This is a genomic window from Streptomyces lunaelactis (assembly GCF_003054555.1).
Lineage (GTDB): Bacteria > Actinomycetota > Actinomycetes > Streptomycetales > Streptomycetaceae > Streptomyces > Streptomyces lunaelactis.
This window is the reverse complement of the sequence record NZ_CP026304.1, coordinates 2,427,486-2,444,166: the sequence shown is the minus strand read 5'-3', so window position 1 is coordinate 2,444,166 and position 16,681 is coordinate 2,427,486. Positions and strand designations below refer to the sequence as shown.

9 protein-coding genes and 1 pseudogene are annotated in these 16,681 nt (G+C 70.9%); 4 read left to right on the top strand and 6 right to left on the bottom strand.

Annotation, left to right across the window (positions count from 1 at the left end; genetic code table 11):
• Positions 1 to 28 precede the first annotated feature (28 nt).
• The gene (locus SLUN_RS10995) at positions 29 to 502 is read left to right on the top strand and encodes a hypothetical protein (RefSeq protein WP_108148318.1); all 474 of its coding nucleotides are present in this window, start codon (positions 29 to 31) and stop codon (positions 500 to 502) included.
• Positions 503 to 1,038: 536 nt separating this feature from the next.
• Here the strand turns inward: SLUN_RS10995 and SLUN_RS10990 are convergent.
• A complete protein-coding gene (locus tag SLUN_RS10990) occupies positions 1,039 to 1,377 on the bottom strand; it encodes a DUF5958 family protein (RefSeq protein ID WP_108148317.1) in 339 nt (112 codons plus the stop codon).
• Between the two features lie 501 nt (positions 1,378 to 1,878).
• Between SLUN_RS10990 and SLUN_RS10985 the strand changes: the two are divergent.
• Both SLUN_RS10985 and pulA read left to right on the top strand, forming a co-directional pair.
• A pseudogene (locus SLUN_RS10985) lies at positions 1,879 to 3,258 on the top strand (alpha-amylase); the annotation flags it as partial.
• 121 nt (positions 3,259 to 3,379) lie between these two features.
• Positions 3,380 to 8,698 carry a pullulanase-type alpha-1,6-glucosidase gene (gene pulA, locus SLUN_RS10980; protein WP_108154662.1) on the top strand — a complete coding sequence of 1,773 codons (5,319 nt, stop codon included), beginning with the start codon at positions 3,380 to 3,382 and terminating at the stop codon, positions 8,696 to 8,698.
• On the opposite strand, the gene SLUN_RS10975 is transcribed toward pulA, so the two are convergent.
• A complete protein-coding gene (locus SLUN_RS10975) occupies positions 8,691 to 9,200 on the bottom strand; it encodes a GNAT family N-acetyltransferase (protein ID WP_108148315.1) in 510 nt (169 codons plus the stop codon). The two genes, pulA and SLUN_RS10975, sit on opposite strands and share 8 nt — an antisense overlap.
• Positions 9,201 to 9,291: 91 nt before the next feature.
• Between SLUN_RS10975 and SLUN_RS10970 the strand changes: the two genes are divergently transcribed.
• Positions 9,292 to 9,642, top strand: coding sequence for a 5-carboxymethyl-2-hydroxymuconate Delta-isomerase (locus SLUN_RS10970; RefSeq protein WP_108148314.1), 351 nt, complete (start codon positions 9,292 to 9,294; stop codon positions 9,640 to 9,642).
• On the opposite strand, the gene SLUN_RS10965 is transcribed toward SLUN_RS10970, so the two are convergent.
• From SLUN_RS10965 to SLUN_RS10950, 4 genes are all read right to left on the bottom strand, one after another.
• Positions 9,627 to 10,367 carry a TetR/AcrR family transcriptional regulator gene (locus SLUN_RS10965; protein ID WP_108148313.1) on the bottom strand — a complete coding sequence of 247 codons (741 nt, stop codon included), beginning with the start codon at positions 10,365 to 10,367 and terminating at the stop codon, positions 9,627 to 9,629. The genes SLUN_RS10970 and SLUN_RS10965 overlap by 16 nt on opposite strands.
• Positions 10,368 to 10,506: 139 nt before the next feature.
• The gene (locus SLUN_RS10960) at positions 10,507 to 12,429 is read right to left on the bottom strand and encodes a hypothetical protein (RefSeq protein ID WP_108154661.1); all 1,923 of its coding nucleotides are present in this window, start codon (positions 12,427 to 12,429) and stop codon (positions 10,507 to 10,509) included.
• A gap of 114 nt (positions 12,430 to 12,543) precedes the next feature.
• The gene (locus SLUN_RS10955; protein WP_108148312.1) at positions 12,544 to 13,338 is read right to left on the bottom strand and encodes a tyrosine-protein phosphatase; all 795 of its coding nucleotides are present in this window, start codon (positions 13,336 to 13,338) and stop codon (positions 12,544 to 12,546) included.
• Positions 13,339 to 13,489: 151 nt separating this feature from the next.
• Positions 13,490 to 16,621 (bottom strand): alpha-N-acetylglucosaminidase, encoded by a 3,132-nt coding sequence (locus SLUN_RS10950; protein WP_108148311.1) that lies wholly within the window; start codon positions 16,619 to 16,621, stop codon positions 13,490 to 13,492.
• Positions 16,622 to 16,681: the final 60 nt, after the last annotated feature.

Genomic DNA, 16,681 nt, shown 5'->3' with positions numbered 1-16,681 from the left:
GACCGATCGTTCACTTCTAGGGGAGATCATGTTCAGACGTTTCGTTGCCGTCGTTGCCGCCGCCGGCGCCGTCGCTCTGTCCGCCGCACCCGCCTCTGCCAGCCCCACCCACAACTGGCAGCCCGTCAAGACCAACAGCAACTGGGAATGCAGCGCCTACGGACAGCACAGCGCGTACGCAGGCGTATGGGGCGGGGTGAGGTTCAAGACCTGCACCGTCATGGGCAATACCTGGGACACCAAGGCCCAGGGAGTACTGGTGGTTCAGAACCTTGCCAATCAGGACATCTACATCGAGAAGGGCCGGATCGTCTTCGAGTCAAACATGGGCGGCGACGTGTGGTGCGCCGCCTCCAACCTGGCCGCAGGAGCCACCGCCGGCTGCTTCGCCCCATCGATCAGCCCCCTTAACTGCCAGCTCACCACCGGCGTGGATACCGAGCTGACCATCCTGGGCAGGACGGACACTGATTGGGTGCGCGGTCGCGAAGTGCCCTGCTAAGGCTGACACCGATCATGCTTGGCCGGGGTCCTCACCGAACCGCTGCGGCGGAGAAGCTCGGTACACCAACCGCCGACCGGGTGCGACCAATCGGACACCAGACTCTAAGGGCATGGTTCATGCCGACTGAAAGCCGCTGCACTATCGAGCTCTTCAGCTGCTACGCGACCAAGGTTCACGCGTGGGAGATCTTGTGCCCGACCGGTTAGAAGGCCTGACATACCGCGAGGGCCGAGGTTCAGACCTCGGCCCTCGCCGTATGCGCGGCGAGGCCACCAAGCTGTCGGTGGACGAGTCAGGACACGGCCCGCGGCTGGAGCCCGAGTTGTGGAGGCATCATGCAATGCCTCGGCTGGATGCGGCACCCGGAGCACGGCTCGCTTCGGCGTTATGGGCTTCCGCTCCTGAGGTGCCTGGCAGGGGTAACCCGGTGCTGTGATTCCGGGCCGGCGCTCGGCCGACTATCGAACGTCGTTCACGGGACTCTCCCTACCTGAGCGCGGGATCCCCTACTCCGGAAGTCGCGTTTCAGCAGGTCACAGAATTCCGTCGGTGGCCCAGTGGTGCCAGGCGTGGCCACACCCGTCGGCGCAAAAGCACGCCCGCCGCCGCTCATCGGCAACGCCAAGGAGCGCGACCAGCAGCCGGAACGCCTTGATTCGCTCGCCCTGCGGCAAGTTGATGATCTTTGTCAGTTGCTCAGTGAGACGTCCGCGTGTAATCAGCACGGCAGGGGTGTGGGTGGGCCGGATCTCGGCCCTGCGGATGCTCTCCGGTCCATCCTCGATGGTGGCGCGGGCCTGGATGCAGAACCCTGCGATGTCGCGCAGGACTTCGAACTGCCCGGTGTCGGTCAGGCCGTGATCGCAAAGCATGACTGGAGTACTAGTCCCACTGGCCCCGGTCATTGAGATCGCTGCCTCTTCGCCCGGCGTGATGGGCTGCCGGGGGCTCCGCCCCCGACCCGGACGGATTCTGGGGAGTTTGAGAAGCGGGGTCTGGGGCGGAGCCCCAGCTACGGGGCGGGGTGGGGGAGAAGCCCGCCGCAGGCGCCATGGGCCGCCGGACCGGACCGGCCGGCCGGGCGCGTGGGGCCCGGACCTGCCGGGCCCCCGGCCGGCCGGCCCGGAGTCATGGTTGAAAGTAACACCACTGCAAAACTTGCGAAAGGTCTTGCAGTTGGGAAACAGCAAGATTTCCGCGGTGCGACGAGAGTGTGTCCAGGGGGTTGACCGCGGACCGGGAGGCTCGTACGGTCGCGACCGCAATAACTTTCTGCTGCCTTGCAGCAAGAACCCTCATAGGCCTTACGGGCACGGCGCGTTGCCGGACAAGGCTGCACCGTCACCCGCACCTCCCCCCATGCAGGAGGAAAAATGGCCGGCAGATCTCTGGCCGCGGCGCTCGCCCTTGTGGCGGGCGCCGCGGTGAGTGTGGTTGCACCGGTGGGCCCCGCGCAGGCGGCCCCGCCGGGGGACAAGGACGTCACGGCCGTCCTTTTCGAGTGGAAGTTCGCCTCGGTCGCCACGGCGTGCACCAGCAGCCTGGGCCCGGCCGGTTACGGCTATGTTCAGGTCTCCCCGCCCCAGGAGCACGTCCAGGGCGGCCAGTGGTGGACCTCGTACCAGCCCGTCAGTTACAAGATCGCCGGCCGTCTCGGCGACCGCGCCGCGTTCAGCAGCATGGTGAACACCTGCCACGCGGCGGGCGTCAAGGTCGTCGTCGACAGCGTCATCAACCACATGGCTTCCGCGTCCGGTACCGGCACGGGCGGCTCGAGTTACGAGAAGTACACCTACCCCGGCATCTACTCCGGCGCCGACATGGACGACTGCCGGTCGACCATCACCAACTACCAGGACCGCGCCAACGTCCAGAACTGTGAGCTTGTCCAGCTCGCCGACCTGGACACCGGTGAGGACTACGTCCGCGGACGCATCGCCGCCTACCTGAACGATCTGCTCACGCTCGGCGTCGACGGCTTCCGTATCGACGCCGCCAAGCACATGCCCGCCGCCGACCTCGCCAACATCAAGTCCAGGCTGAGCAATCCGGGCGCGTACTGGAAGCAGGAGGCGATCTACGGCGCGGGCGAGGCGGTGTCGCCCAGCGAGTACCTCGGGACCGGGGATGTGCAGGAGTTCCGGTACGCCCGCGACCTCAAGCGCGTCTTCAACAACGAGAACCTCGCGTATCTGAAGAACTACGGCGAGGGCTGGGGGTACATGGAGTCCGGCAGGTCCGCGGTCTTCGTGGACAACCACGACACCGAGCGGGGCGGCGACACCCTGAGCTACAAGGACGGCGCGAACTACACGCTGGCGAACGTGTTCATGCTGGCCTGGCCGTACGGGGCGCCCGATGTGCACTCGGGCTACGAGTGGTCCGACCGGGACGCGGGCCCGCCTGGCGGCGGGACGGTCAACGCGTGCTGGCAGGACGGCTGGAAGTGCCAGCACGCGTGGCCGGAGATCAAGTCGATGGTCGCGTTCCGCAACACCGCCCGCGGCGAGTCGGTCACCAACTGGTGGGACAACGGGGGCGACCAGATCGCCTTCGGGCGCGGCAGCAAGGCGTACGTGGCGATCAACCACGAGGCCGGTTCGCTGACGCGCACGTTCCAGACGTCGCTGCCGGCGGGCGACTACTGCGATGTGCAGAACGGGAGGGGCGTGACGGTGAACGGCTCCGGTCAGTTCACGGCGACGCTGGGCCCCAACACGGCGGTGGCGCTGCACGCAGCTGCGCGCGCCTGCGGCTGAGTCCGGGGCTCCGCCCCAGGCCCCCCGCGCCTCAATCGCCGGCAACTCGAGCCCGTCCGGCGATTGAGGACCCGGCCGACGGCCGTAGGAAACGTCGATGAAGGAGAGCACGTCCATGCCCCGTACCCCCCGCCGCCGCACCCGCGCCGCGGCCATCGCGGCCGCCCTGTGCGCGGCGCTGATACCGGCCGTACCCGCGGCGTCGGCCGCTCCGCCGCCCGCTCCGCCGTCGGACGGGAGACTGGCCGCCGAGCCGGCCAGACACGATCTGACCCGCGAGCAGTTCTACTTCGTCCTGCCCGACCGGTTCGCCAACGGCGAGCGCTCCAACGACCGCGGCGGGCTCACCGGTTCGCGGCTGGAGACCGGGTACGACCCCGCCGACAAGGGCTTCTACCAGGGCGGCGACCTCAAGGGCCTGACGGGCAGGCTCGACTACATCAAGGGGCTCGGCACCACCGCCATCTGGCTCGCGCCCATCTTCAGGAACCGGCCCGTACAGGGCACCGGCAAGGACGCGTCGGCCGGCTACCACGGCTACTGGATCACCGACTTCACCCAGGTCGACCCCCACTTCGGCACCAACGCCGACCTCGAGAAGCTGATCGACAAGGCCCACGGCAAGGGCATGAAGGTCTTCTTCGACGTCATCACCAACCACACCGCCGACACCGTCGACTACGCCGAGCAGAAGTACGGCTACCGCCCCAAGGGCGCCTATCCATACCTGGACAGCAGCGGCCGCCCCTTCGACGACCGGGCGGGGATCGGCAAGGTCGACGCCGACTCCTTCCCGTACACCCCCAAGGCCACCGGCCAGAAGGTCCCCGCCTGGCTCAACGACCCCACGATGTACCACAACCGCGGCGACTCGACCTTCGCCGGCGAGAGCTCCGAGTACGGCGACTTCTCCGGGCTCGACGACCTGTGGACCGAGCGTCCCGAGGTCGTCGACGGCATGGAGAAGATCTACGAGAAGTGGGTCCGCGACTTCGACATCGACGGCTTCCGTATCGACACCGTCAAACACGTCGACCTGGACTTCTGGACCCAGTGGGCCACCGCGCTCGACGCGTACGCCGCCGAGCGCGGCCGCGACGACTTCTTCATGTTCGGCGAGATCTTCGCGGCGGACACGGCGATCACCTCGCCGTATGTCACCCGAGGCCGCCTCGACGCGACCCTCGACTTCCCCTTCCAGGACGCGGCCCGCGCCTACGCATCGCAGGGCGCACCCGCCGACCGCCTCGCCAAGGTCTTCGCCGACGACTACCGCTACACCACCGACAAGGCCAACGCCTATGAGCAGGTGACCTTCCTCGGCAACCACGACATGGGCCGCATCGGCACGTTCCTCAAGCAGGACAACCCGAAGGCCGACGACGCGGAGCTGCTGCAGCGCGCCCGGCTCGCAAACGAGCTGATGTTCCTCTCCCGGGGCAACCCCGTCATCTACTACGGCGACGAGCAGGGCTTCACCGGCGCGGGCGGCGACAAGGACGCCCGCCAGAGCCTCTTCGCCTCCAGGACCGCCGACTATCTGGACGACGACCAGCTCGGCACGGACCGTACGCACGCATCCGACGCGTACGACCCCACCCATCCCGTCTACCGGTCCATCGCCGCGCTGTCGAAGCTCACCAAGGACCACCCGGCGCTGCGCGACGGCATCCAGAGAGAGCGGTACGCCAAGGACTCGGTGTACGCCTTCTCCCGCACAGACGCCAGGACGCGCACGGAGTACGTCGTCGCCGCCAACAACGGCACCGCGCCCAAGGCCGTGACCATTCCGGTGGACGCCACCGACTTCCGTACGCTGTACGGCGGTTCGGGCCCGGTGCGGGCCGCCGACGGGAAGATCACCCTTACCCTTCCCGCGCTGTCCTCCCTCGTGCTTCAGGCCACCAAGCCCCTGGGCGCACCCACCTCCAAGCCCTCGATCACCCTCGACGCCCCGCCCGCCGGGGCCACCGGCACCGTCGAGATCACCGCGGACACCGAAGGCGGCGCACTCAACCGCGTCGTCTTCGCAGCCCAGGTCGGCAGCGGCAAGTGGCGCACCCTCGGTTCCGCCGATCACGCCCCGTACAAGGTCACCCAGTACATCGACGCCAAGGTGGCGGCCGGAACCCCCGTGCGCTACAAGGCAGTTGTGGTGGACAGCGCGGGACGTACGGCGAGTGACCTGGCGGAGACGACCGCCGGGCAGGCCCCGCCCCCCGAGAAGCCGGTGGCCGTCGAGCGGGACTACGCGGTCGTCCACTACCAGCGCCCGGACGGAGAGTACGACGGCTGGCAGCTGAGGACCGGCGGCGAGCAGGCCGTGTTCACCGGGCGGGACGCCTACGGCGCGTTCGCCTGGGTCAAGCTCCCCGAGGGCGCCGCGAGCCTTCCGTACACCGTCGAGAAGAACGGCACCGCCGACGGCCCGCAGCGCACCGTCGACCTCGCCCGCACCGGCCAGGTCTGGATCACCCAGGGCAAGGACGGCCAGTCGGACACCGCGCCCGACGGCGCCTACCCGCCGCAGGACAGGACCAGGGCCGTCCTCCACTACCACCGGCCCGACGGCGACTACGACGGCTGGGGTCTGCACACCTGGACCGGGGCCGCAACGCCCACCGACTGGTCCAAGCCGCTCCAGCCGGTCAGGCAGGACGCGTACGGAGTGACCTTCGAGGTGCCGCTCGCCGCGGGCGCGACCTCGCTCAGCTACATCCTCCACAAGGGCGACCAGAAGGACCTGCCGACCGACCAGTCCCTGGACCTCGCAACGTATACGAACGAGGTCTGGCTGCTGGCCGGGCAGCCGAAGTATCTGCTGCCGCAGACCGGCGGCGCGCCCTCGCTCGACCTCGCCAAGGCCGAGGCCCAGTGGATCGACCGGGACACCGTCGTCTGGAGGGTGAAGGCCACCGACGCCACCAGCCAGCAGCTGGTGTACGCGGCGAGCGGCGGGATCTCTGTCGTCGACGGCGCGCTGAGCGACGAGGGCCGCTGGCTGCGGTTGAACTCCGCCGCCCTGACCGACGCCCAGAAAGCCAAGTACCCCCACCTCAAGGACTATCCGGCCTTCACCGTCGACCCGCGCGACCGGGACCGGGTACGGGACTCCCTGCGCGGCCAGCTGATCGCCACCCAGCGAGCGGCCAATGGCGCACTGCTCGCAGCCACCGGCGTACAGATCTCGGGTGTCCTGGACGACCTGTACGACGCGACCGGGGCGAAGCTCGGCCCGGTCTTCGACCGAGGCCGCCCCACCCTCTCCCTCTGGGCACCCACCGCTCGGTCCGTCAGCCTCGAACTCGACGGCAGGACCGTCGCGATGCGCCGGGACGGCGCGAGCGGCGTCTGGTCCGTCACCGGGCCCAAGAGCTGGGCGGGCAAGCCGTACCGCTACTCCGTCACGGTCTGGGCGCCCAGCGTCCAAAAGCTCGTCACCAACAAGGTCACCGACCCGTACTCGACCGCGCTCACCACCGACTCGGCCCGCAGCCTCGCCGTCGACCTCACCGACCCGGAGCTGGCCCCCAAGGGCTGGTCCGGCCTCAGGAAACCGGCGGCCGTTCCGCTCCGCGACGCGCAGATCCAGGAGCTGCACATCCGTGACTTCTCCGTCGCGGACAGCACATCGAAGCACCCGGGGGAGTATCTGGCCTTCGCCGACCGCGACTCGCAGGGTATGAAGCACCTGCGCGCGCTCGCCGTCTCCGGCACCTCCTACGTCCACCTCCTGCCGGCCTTCGACATCGGCACCATCCCCGAGAAGAAGTCCGAACAGGCCGTCCCCGACTGCGACCTGAAGGTGTACGCCCCCGACTCCGACGAGCAGCAGGCGTGCATCGCCAAGGCCGCCGCGAAGGACGCGTACAACTGGGGCTACGACCCGCTGCACTACACCGTCCCCGAGGGCTCGTACGCCTCCGACCCCGAGGGAACGCGGCGCACGGTCGAGTTCCGGCAGATGGTCCAGTCCCTGAACGGCGCCGGCCTGCGCACCGTCATGGACGTCGTCTACAACCACACCGTGGCGAGCGGACAGGCCGACAAGTCCGTACTCGACAAGATCGTGCCCGGTTACTACCAGCGGCTCCTCGCCGACGGTACGGTCGCCACCTCCACCTGCTGCGCCAACACCGCGCCCGAGAACGCCATGATGGGCAAACTCGTCGTCGACTCGATCGTCACCTGGGCGAAGGAGTACAAGGTCGACGGCTTCCGCTTCGACCTGATGGGCCACCATCCGAAGGCCAACATCCTCGCGGTGCGCGCCGCCCTCGACGAGCTGACGCCCGCCCGCGACGGCGTCGACGGGAAGAAGATCATCCTTTATGGGGAGGGCTGGAACTTCGGGGAGATCGCGGATGACGCCCGCTTCGTCCAGGCCACCCAGAAGAACATGGCGGGGACGGGGGTGGCGACGTTCTCCGACCGGGCCCGTGACGCGGTGCGCGGCGGCGGCCCCTTCGACGAGGACCCGGGTGTGCAGGGCTTCGCATCGGGCCTGTTCACCGACCCCAACCCGGCCCCGGCGAACGGCACTCCGGCCGAGCAGAAGGCCCGGCTGCTGCACTACCAGGACCTGATCAAGGTGGGCCTGGCGGGCAATCTCGCCGGGTACTCCTTCACCGACAGCTCCGGCCGCAGCGTCAAGGGCTCCGAGGTCGACTACAACGGCGCCCCTGCCGGGTACGCCGCCGCCCCCGGTGACGCCCTCGCCTACGCCGACGCCCACGACAACGAGTCGCTGTACGACGCCCTCGCCTTCAAGCTGCCCCCGGCCACCTCTCCGGCCGACCGGGCACGTATGCAGGTGCTGGCGATGGCGACCGCCGCGCTCTCCCAGGGGCCCGCGCTCTCCCAGGCGGGGACGGACCTGCTCCGGTCCAAGTCACTGGACCGCAATTCGTACGACAACGGCGACTGGTTCAACGCGATCCACTGGGACTGCCGGGACGGCAACGGCTTCGGCCGCGGACTGCCGCCCGAGGCCGACAACAAGACCAAGTGGCCGTTCGCCGAACCACTGCTGACGGCGCCCTCGCTCACCGTCGGCTGTCCGCAGATCGACGGTGCGTCGGCCGCCTATCGCGACCTGCTGACGATCCGTACCACCGAGCAGGCCTTCAGCCTGGCCTCGGCGGGCGAGGTCCAGTCCGTGCTGTCCTTCCCGCTCTCCGGCAAGGAGGAGACACCCGGCGTGATCACCATGCGCCTCGGCGATCTGGTCGTGGTCTTCAACGCCACACCGGAGCGGCAGACCCAGCGGGTCCCGGGACTGGCGGGGAAGGTGTACGCCCTCCATCCGGTCCAGCTCGCGGGCGGGGACCTCATCACCAAGTCTGCGGCGTATGAGGGGAGTTCAGGCAGCTTCACCGTACCGGCCCGCACAGTCGCCGTCTTCGCCCGGGGTCGGTTGGCCGGCGTCAACTGACCGGCTTCTCCAGCAGGATCACTCCGTAACGGCTGCCGTCCTCGGCCACCTTGCCCGGCTCCTCGCCGGCGACCCGGTATCCCGCGGCCTCGTAGTACGTCCGCAGTGCGGGATTGCTCGACAGACAGTCGAGCCGGACGAACTCGCGCCCGCTGTCGGCGATGCGCTGCTCGGCGTGGGCGAGCAGCAGCCGGCCGAAGCCGGCAGGGGCCGCGTCCCGGTCGATCATCAGCCGGTGCACGTACCCTGCGACGGGCGGCTGGATCCCCCAGGCGGGCTGGTCCTCCCACCACAGTTCGTACGCCCCTATGGTGTCGCCCTCCGCGGTCTCCGCGATCCAGACCTCCCCCTCCTTGATCCGGTGCCGGAAATGGTCGGCGTCCTTGTCGCCGGGCTTCCACTGGGCGATGCCGTTGAGCTGCATCCAGCGGGCCGCCTCGTCGAAGAGTGCGACAAGGGTTTCCGCATCGGAGTGGGCAGCGAGCCGACAGGTGATCTTCATTCCAGCATTATTGACGGGGTCATGGAGGCCCACGTAAGGGTGGGTCCCGCAACCGACCCATCCATCCTCGTCACCCGTGCTGGAGCGCCCGATGCCGCAGATCACCGTCGACTACTCCGCGAGCCTGGAATCGTCCTTCGACCGCCGGGCCTTCGCGCTCGCCCTGCACCCGCTGATCGTGGAGACGATCGACAGCAAGATCGAGGCCTGCAAGACCCGGATCCGCCGTGTCGAGGAGACGGTCGTCGCAGCGGGCGCGCCCGACGATGCCGTCATCCACATCGGCATCGCCGTGCTGCCCGGCCGTACGCCGGAGCTCAAGGCACGGCTCTCGGAAGCCGTTCTGGACCTGGTGGCCGGCCATCTCAAGGCGGTCGACGGCATGGTGCCGATCGTCTCCGCCGAGGTGCGCGACCTGGAGCCGTCCTACCGCAAGCGCTGAGCGGGCATCTTGCCCACCGTGGACACCTTGCCTTCCCCTGGCACCAGCGCCACGAGCCGGCCGACCAGTTCGCCGAACGGGCCGTCGGCCGGCTCGTCCCCCAGGATGCGGATCAGGATCCCCGCCATCTCCTCGTCGTAGGCGGCACTCACCACGGACAGCGCCGCGAAGTCGTGCACGAGCTGCAACTCCAGCTCGGCGCGCGGGATCTCCCGTCCGTCCAGCCAGATCAGCGCCGTCGACTCGGCGAGCGACACCCAGGACCGTACGACCAACTGCAGCCGCGCCGGGGGCCGCTCGACCCCCAGATGGGCCAGGATCTGCTCGTACGCGGCCTGCCGCACCTCGTCGATCATCGCGTTCGTCGTCGAGGAGCCCACGGCGGGTCCGCCCCGCATCAGCGCGGAGAACCCGGGCCCGTGCTCGTCCACGAAGTCGAAGAACCGCCCCATGACCCGCAGCAGCCGCGCCCCGAGCGGCCCCTCGCGCGGCTCCCGGAACCGCGCGGCCAGCTCATCGGCCGCCCGCCGCAGCGCGGCCTCGTACAGGCTCTGCTTGCCGGGGAAGTAGTGGTAGACGAGCGGCCGTGAGATACCGGCGGCCGCGGCGATCTCGTCGATCGAGACATCGTCGGGGGAGCGGTGGCTGAACAGTTCCAGCGCCACACCGATCAGCTGCTGTCTGCGCTCCTCGACGCCCATCCTGCGGCGTACCCCGGTCGTCATACGAACACCCTACCGACTGGGCGCCGGGCGGCAGTCCTGAGTCGTTCCGCTCCGCCGGATTCTCGCCCGCAGGGGCGGAAATCTCGGCCCGTCCGGCGTTTGAGGACACAAGCCCGACGCAGGCGACCCGCACCCGCGCTCAGTGCAGCGCCCCCACCCGCCGCCCGTCCCGCAGCCGCCCGTTCAGTTCCGCCCGCGCCCCCTCCTTCGCACGGACCGCCAGCAGATGGCCCTTCGCGCTGCCGTCCACCCCTCCCGACGTCGTGAGCGACGCGAACTGCTCGCTGCCCGCCGCGAGTACGTACCAACTCCCCGTCCGCGACTTCCACAGCACACCCGCCAGCACCCGCGGATCCCTCTCGCCGCAGGACGGCGAGTCCTCCGCCCGCGCCGCGATCGCGCCCGGGGCGCCGGCCTGTGCCCCCGGTGCCTGGAACTGGGCCATCACCCGGCTCCCCGTACCCCGCCACGTCTCCGCGCGCGTGCACAGCCAGGACGCCGTGCCGTTCGACTCGGGCAGCGGCTGCTTCGCGTACTCCCAGGAGTTGACGCTGCGCACACCGTGCGCACGCACCCCGGACAGCAGACACGCCGTACGGGCCCACGACGCCCGCGCCGCCTTGCCGCTGACGTCCTTCGGGGCGGAGGGCGGGCCCGAGGTGAGCCGGGCCGGGGTCAGTTCGCCGAGGTCGGTCAGCAGCCGCTCGGCCGTGTCGTCGCCCAGCTCCAGCACGTCCCAGGCCTTGCAGTCCCGCGCCTGCGCCGGGCTCGGCAGCGGGGCCGTGACACCGTCCGCGCCCCGCTCGATCGGCCGCGGGTTCGCCGTCGGGTCGAGCAGGTCCCGTACGGCGGCCGTCCGCACCCAGGGAGCGGTCAGATAGCGGACGTTGCCGTCGGTGCGGCCCGCCACGAGCGCGCCCGACGAGGCGGCGTCGGCCCCGTCCGTACGCGCGAAGTCGAACGCCACACCGCCGGTGCCGTCCTTCGGCTCGGCGTAGCGGACGACCCGCAGCCCGTCGTGCAGGAGCACCACACGCGCCTGGTCGACAACGCCCGCGTACAGCAGCTGCGGCGGGCCGCTCGGCGGTCCGGGCGGGGTGCCCGGGGTCGCGGAGACCTGGACCGCGCTGCCGGGCCTGGCCCAGACGGCGAGCGCGCGGCGCAGCAGGGCGCTGTCGCCGGTGAGATTGCCGCGGGCCGGCCAGACGGAGAAGTCCGTACGGGACGAGCTCTGCCACGCCGTGGGGGAGACCCGCGTCAACCGGGCCGGGTCCAGGGCGGATTCGGCCGCGGGGTTGCGCGCGTACGGCGGCGCCGCCGCACCGTCCGGGCCCCAGCCGTCGCCCGGCAGCCCGAGCAGCGCGCCGCACACGGCGAGGGCCGCGGCCGCGACCAGGGCCGCCTTGACGTGCTGGCGGCGGCGCATCAGATCGGTGGGGCGCGCCTGGAGGGAACACGGGTCGAACTCCGGGGATTCGAGCAGCGCGGCATCCCCCGCCGTGTCCATCCCGTCCGCCTCGGCGAGCGCCGCATGCGGGTCCACCACCCCGGCGGCGGTGAGGGCGTGACGTACATCCGCGTCGCTGAGCCCCTCAAGACCGCGCAGCACGTAGGCCGCCCTCGCGGGGCCGGAGAGTGCGGAAAGCCGCTGGTCCAGGGCGAGTTCATCGGCTCCGCCCGAGCGCGGGAAGACCCGCAGACCCCACACGTGCGGCAGCAGCGGCGGCAGCTGGGAGCGCTTCGGCCAGGCGAGGCGCCTGAGCGGGAGTCCCGCGTCCAGGGCCTGGCGCAGCACCCGCCCCCTCACATAGGCATACCCGGGGTCGCCGTCGCCCGGCGCGCGGCGTGAGGCCGGGATCGCCGAGTCCTCGGCGCCGGCCGGCGTGCTGCGGCCGCGCGGCAGCGAGCGCTGCGCGAGGGCATGCGCGGTCAGCACACGCCGGTTGCGGCCGAGCGACGGCGGCAGTACGAGATACGCGATCCGCACCAGCCGGGGGTAGTGCTCGACGAGGGCCGCCTCGGCCTGCTCGACCTCGACACGGCCGGCGGTGGGGCGGAGCAGGAGGTGACGACATCCTGTGGGCGCACGTTCAGCAGAACGAGCGAATCGTCTTATGGTCACCAGCCCGACGGGCGCGGCCGGTCACCGGGTCGGCCCGTCACCCCTGTCCGCGGGTCAGCCGGTCAGCCGTTCATGGATGCGCTCGATCGCTGCCGCCGGGACGCCGAGCCCTTCGCACACGTACTTCTCCATCGTGCCGTAGCGGGCGTCCACCTCGTCCAGTGCCGCATTCAGATACTGGGGGACCACGCCGATGATCGCGAGGGCGATCTCGGGATCGCCGCCCTCCGCGGTGAAACCCTCGACGAGCGGTGCGAAGGCCTGCCGTACCGCCGGATTGACGGCGAGATACTCCTCCTCGAGGGTCTCGGGCGTCGCGCCGAGAAGGCTGAGGACGACCGTCGCGGCCCAGCCGGTGCGGTCCTTGCCCGCCGTGCAGTGGAAGAGGAGCGGTTCCGCGTCGGGCTCGGCGAGTTCGGTGAGGAAGGCACGGTAGGCGGCGCGCGCGGATTCGGTGGTCACGAAGGAGCGGTAGAGGTCGGCGAACAGCGCCTGCGCCTTGCCGCCGCCCAAGTTCCGCTCGGCGGCGACCGGATCGGCCAGTACCTGCTTGAGCTGGGCAGCGGCCGGGCTCCGGCCGGCGGCGACCTGGTCGGCGAGCACATCGGCGAGGAGGAGCCGCCCGCCCTCCGGGATGTGGTCGGGGCGGGCGCGGCGCTCGGCCTCGGTGCGGAAGTCGACGACGGTACGGATCCCGAGCGCGGCGAAGGCCGGATCGGCGGCGGGATCGAGCCGGTCGAGCGCCCCCGAACGGAAGACGAGACCGGGACGTACGAAGCGGTTGGCGGGCAGCGCGGTGGAGCCGAGGTCGCGGAGGTTGGCGACGGTGTGGGCGGGGATCGCGGTCATGGCGGGGCGGCTCCCTGACTGATCGTGCTGATCGTGCTGATGGGACTGATCGGGCTCGTCGTGCGGTGCGGTCGATGTCCACCGGGCACATCTGCTCTGCCGAGAACGGTAGTCGACGGCTCCGGCCCCGGCCGTGACCGCCGACAGCCGTTCACCCCGCGGTCACCGACCACCCGCTGAACCGCACCGTGCCCCGGGCCCCGCCGCCCCCGTTCGCGGCGGTCATGAACAGGCCCACGTCCTGGCTGGCCGCCGCCCCCGGCACGGAGACCGTGGCGACCATGCGCCACGTGGCGCCGCCGTCCGTGGAGCAGGCGCCGGTGAACGAGGTCCCGGAGTTCCGGGTGAGCCGCAGCAGCACCGGAGCCTTGATGCCCGTGATGCGCTGGTAGGTGTCCAGGGTGCCGTCGGCGTTCGTGTCGTACGACAGCACGATGCCCTGGCCCGGTGTCGCGGCCAGGTTCAGGAAGCCGGCGTCACCCGGCTCGGCGAGGCTGTTGCGTACCGCGATGCCCGCCCGCGCCCAACTGGCGGTGTTCTCCTGGGAGTCCACCCGCAGGACGACGCTCGTGCCCGCCGCCAGCGCGCCCTGCCGGTAGGCGGTGCCGAACTGGGTGGTGCCCCGCCACAGGTCGCTGCCCGCGCCGTTGACCGCGAGCCGGTCGCCGAGCTGCCCGAAGACGGCCGCGTTGCTGGTGAAAGTGCGCCACTCGGGATCCAGCGGGGATGCGAGATGCAGCGCGCTCTTCTGCGTGACCGCCACCCGCTCCTCTCCCCGTGGCCCGTACCGCGTGCACAGCTCGTACGGCATGGCCTTCAACGGTTCGGTGAGAGGTTCCGAAGGGGCCGTCACCCGCCAGGAGACCGTGCCGGTGCCGCCCGCCGGGACGCGTCGCAGGACGGGCTCGCCCTGCGGCTCGGCGTCCAGGCCCGTCAGGGCGAGGTCGACGCGGCCGGTGGAGCGCAGGCCGTTGACATTGCCGAAGGTGGCGGCGACGGTGCCGGTGCTTCCGGGGGTGAAGGCCGGCGGGTCCACGGTGACGGTGACGAAGCCCTGGTACGGGGCTGCGGCGAGCGTGTCGTACACCCGCCGCGCCGTGCGGTACGCGTCCCCCGTCGCCCGCACCGGATAGGCGCGCCGGTCCTTCGTCCACGCCTCCTCCGCCGGATACCAGTCGAAGGACCTGGGGGCGCGGCCCTCGGCCATCGCGGCCGCCTGCTCGTCCAGATACGCCTCCCACTGCGGCACATGGACGTCGTTGATCAGCCCCTGCCAGTCGCGGTTGGCGTAGTTGCTGAGCTGGTTGGCGGCGGCCCGGTCCGCCCAGGTGGTGATCAGCACACGGGCGGTGCGCTCCAGCTCCACCGCCTCGTCCGGGCTGGTGGCCAGCCGCTTGGCATCCTCCAGCCAGGGCCCGAGCAGGAACTGGCGGTGGCAGCCGGCCATGGTGTCGCTCAGCCGCATCAGCTTCAGCCAGAGCGCGGACACGGCACGGAAGGTGTCCACGTCCTTGTCCAGATGGGCGGCGCGCAGGGGGCGCTGGAGGGTGCGTGAGCGGTTGGCGAGGGCCTGCCGGGCCAGGTCGGTCACATCGTGGCGGTAGGCGTCGGAGTCGCGCAGCGACGGCCGTACGCCGAGCAGTGCCGCGAAGGCGCGGTCGAACCCGGCCGGGTCGAATGCGGTGCCGATGGAGGAGGTCATGCCCGGGCGGCGGCAGAAGAGGGAGTCGTAGGGGCGGCCGTCGCTGCTGGTCAGCTTGTAGGCGGTCGCGGCGAGCGCGGCGAAGGCGGTACGCGCCGAGCGGTCCTCGCCGCCGTAGCGGAGCTCCGCGTACTCGGCGAACCACGCGTCCCGGTCGATCTTCTCCTCGCGCCAGGCGAGCTCGCTGAACAGCTCCAGGGCGGCCGGGTCGCGCTCGGCGGCCTCCGGCATGTATGCGGTGCCGGCCAGTGCGCTGCCCGGCTTGTCGCGCCAGGCGGTGAACTTCTCCGTCCACCGGTCGGTGTTCGCGCCGATCGTCGTACGGCCGCCGAAGTTGGGAATGGTGCCGAAGGCGTACGGAGCCCCGCCCCACGCCGTCTCCCGGTCGGTGACCGTGTCCAGATCGGAGAGCCCGTCGACGATCAGCACCCGGCCGGTGTCGATCGCCCCGAGCAGCGCCGGGCGCGGGTTGGCCTGCCAGCCCAGGATCACCCAGGTCGCGCCGGGGCGTGCCCTCTGCAGGGACGCCTCGACCGCACGGGCGGCGTCCGGCACCGGGACATCCCCGGCGGTGCCGCCCTCGTGCAGCAGATCCATTTTGAAGTGGGCGACCTCGCCGAAGAGTTCCCCCTGGTGCCGGTAGTAGGCCGCGGCGACGTCGGTGAAGCTCTGGGTGCGGGGGTCGAGCCAGTCGGGGCGGCGCTTGCCGTTCCAGGAGCCCTGCGGGATGACACGGGCGCCGGGGTTGCGTGCGACGAAGCCGTCCGGGACGGTCCCGAAGTAGCCGGGCAGGACCGGGTGCATGCCGAGCTCGCGCATCCGGTCGGCGATCCGTCTGCCGAGGGCGGTGCGTCTCTCGATGAGCTCGGGGCTGAGCGGGCCGCCGTACTCGCTCATGTTCTGCAGCAGCCACCACGGCTGGTGGGAGGGCGCGGGCAGCCAGGTGCGCGCCTGGGTGTCCGTGTAGCCGAAGTCCTGCAGGAGCCGGTGGTAGACGGCCTCCTGGCCGGGGGTCACCAGCACCTCGTTGCAGCCGTGCAGGGCGAGGACGTCGAGCAGTCGCTCCCAGCGGGGCCAGTCGGCGTACGGGCCGGTGTAGCCGTCGTGCGTGTCGTTGTACGCGAACCGGTGCGGGACGGTCGCCGATCGCTCCAGCGCTTCGCGGGGCGCCGGCAGCCGGCCGGGCAGGTCGAGCCGGCTGCCCGACCACGAGATGTGGGCCCGGCAGACGTACTTGAGGTACCAGTGCACCCCGGTGAGCAGGACGGCCGCGCTGGTGCCCGCGACCTCGATACGGCCGGTGGAGCCGGTGACCCGGAAGCGCTCGGGGCCGTCCAGCGCCCGCAGCCCGAACTGGCCGGCGTGGCGGGGGAGCAGCCGCTGGAGTGCCGCGTACGCGGGTGTCGTGGCGAATCCGTCCGCGGCGGGAGCCGGGGCCCGAGCAAGGGCCGGAGCGGGGACCGGAGCCGCGGCCGCCAGGGTCCCTCCGGCGGCGGCCGCGGGGGTGGTTCCGGCGAACGCCGCACCGGCGCCGATCGCTCCGGCGGTGCCCAGCAGAGTACGTCTCGACAGCTCGTTCATCAGCGCTCCTCCGTGTTGCTCGAGTGACAACAGGTGCGTGGCGGAGCGCAGGTTACCCGG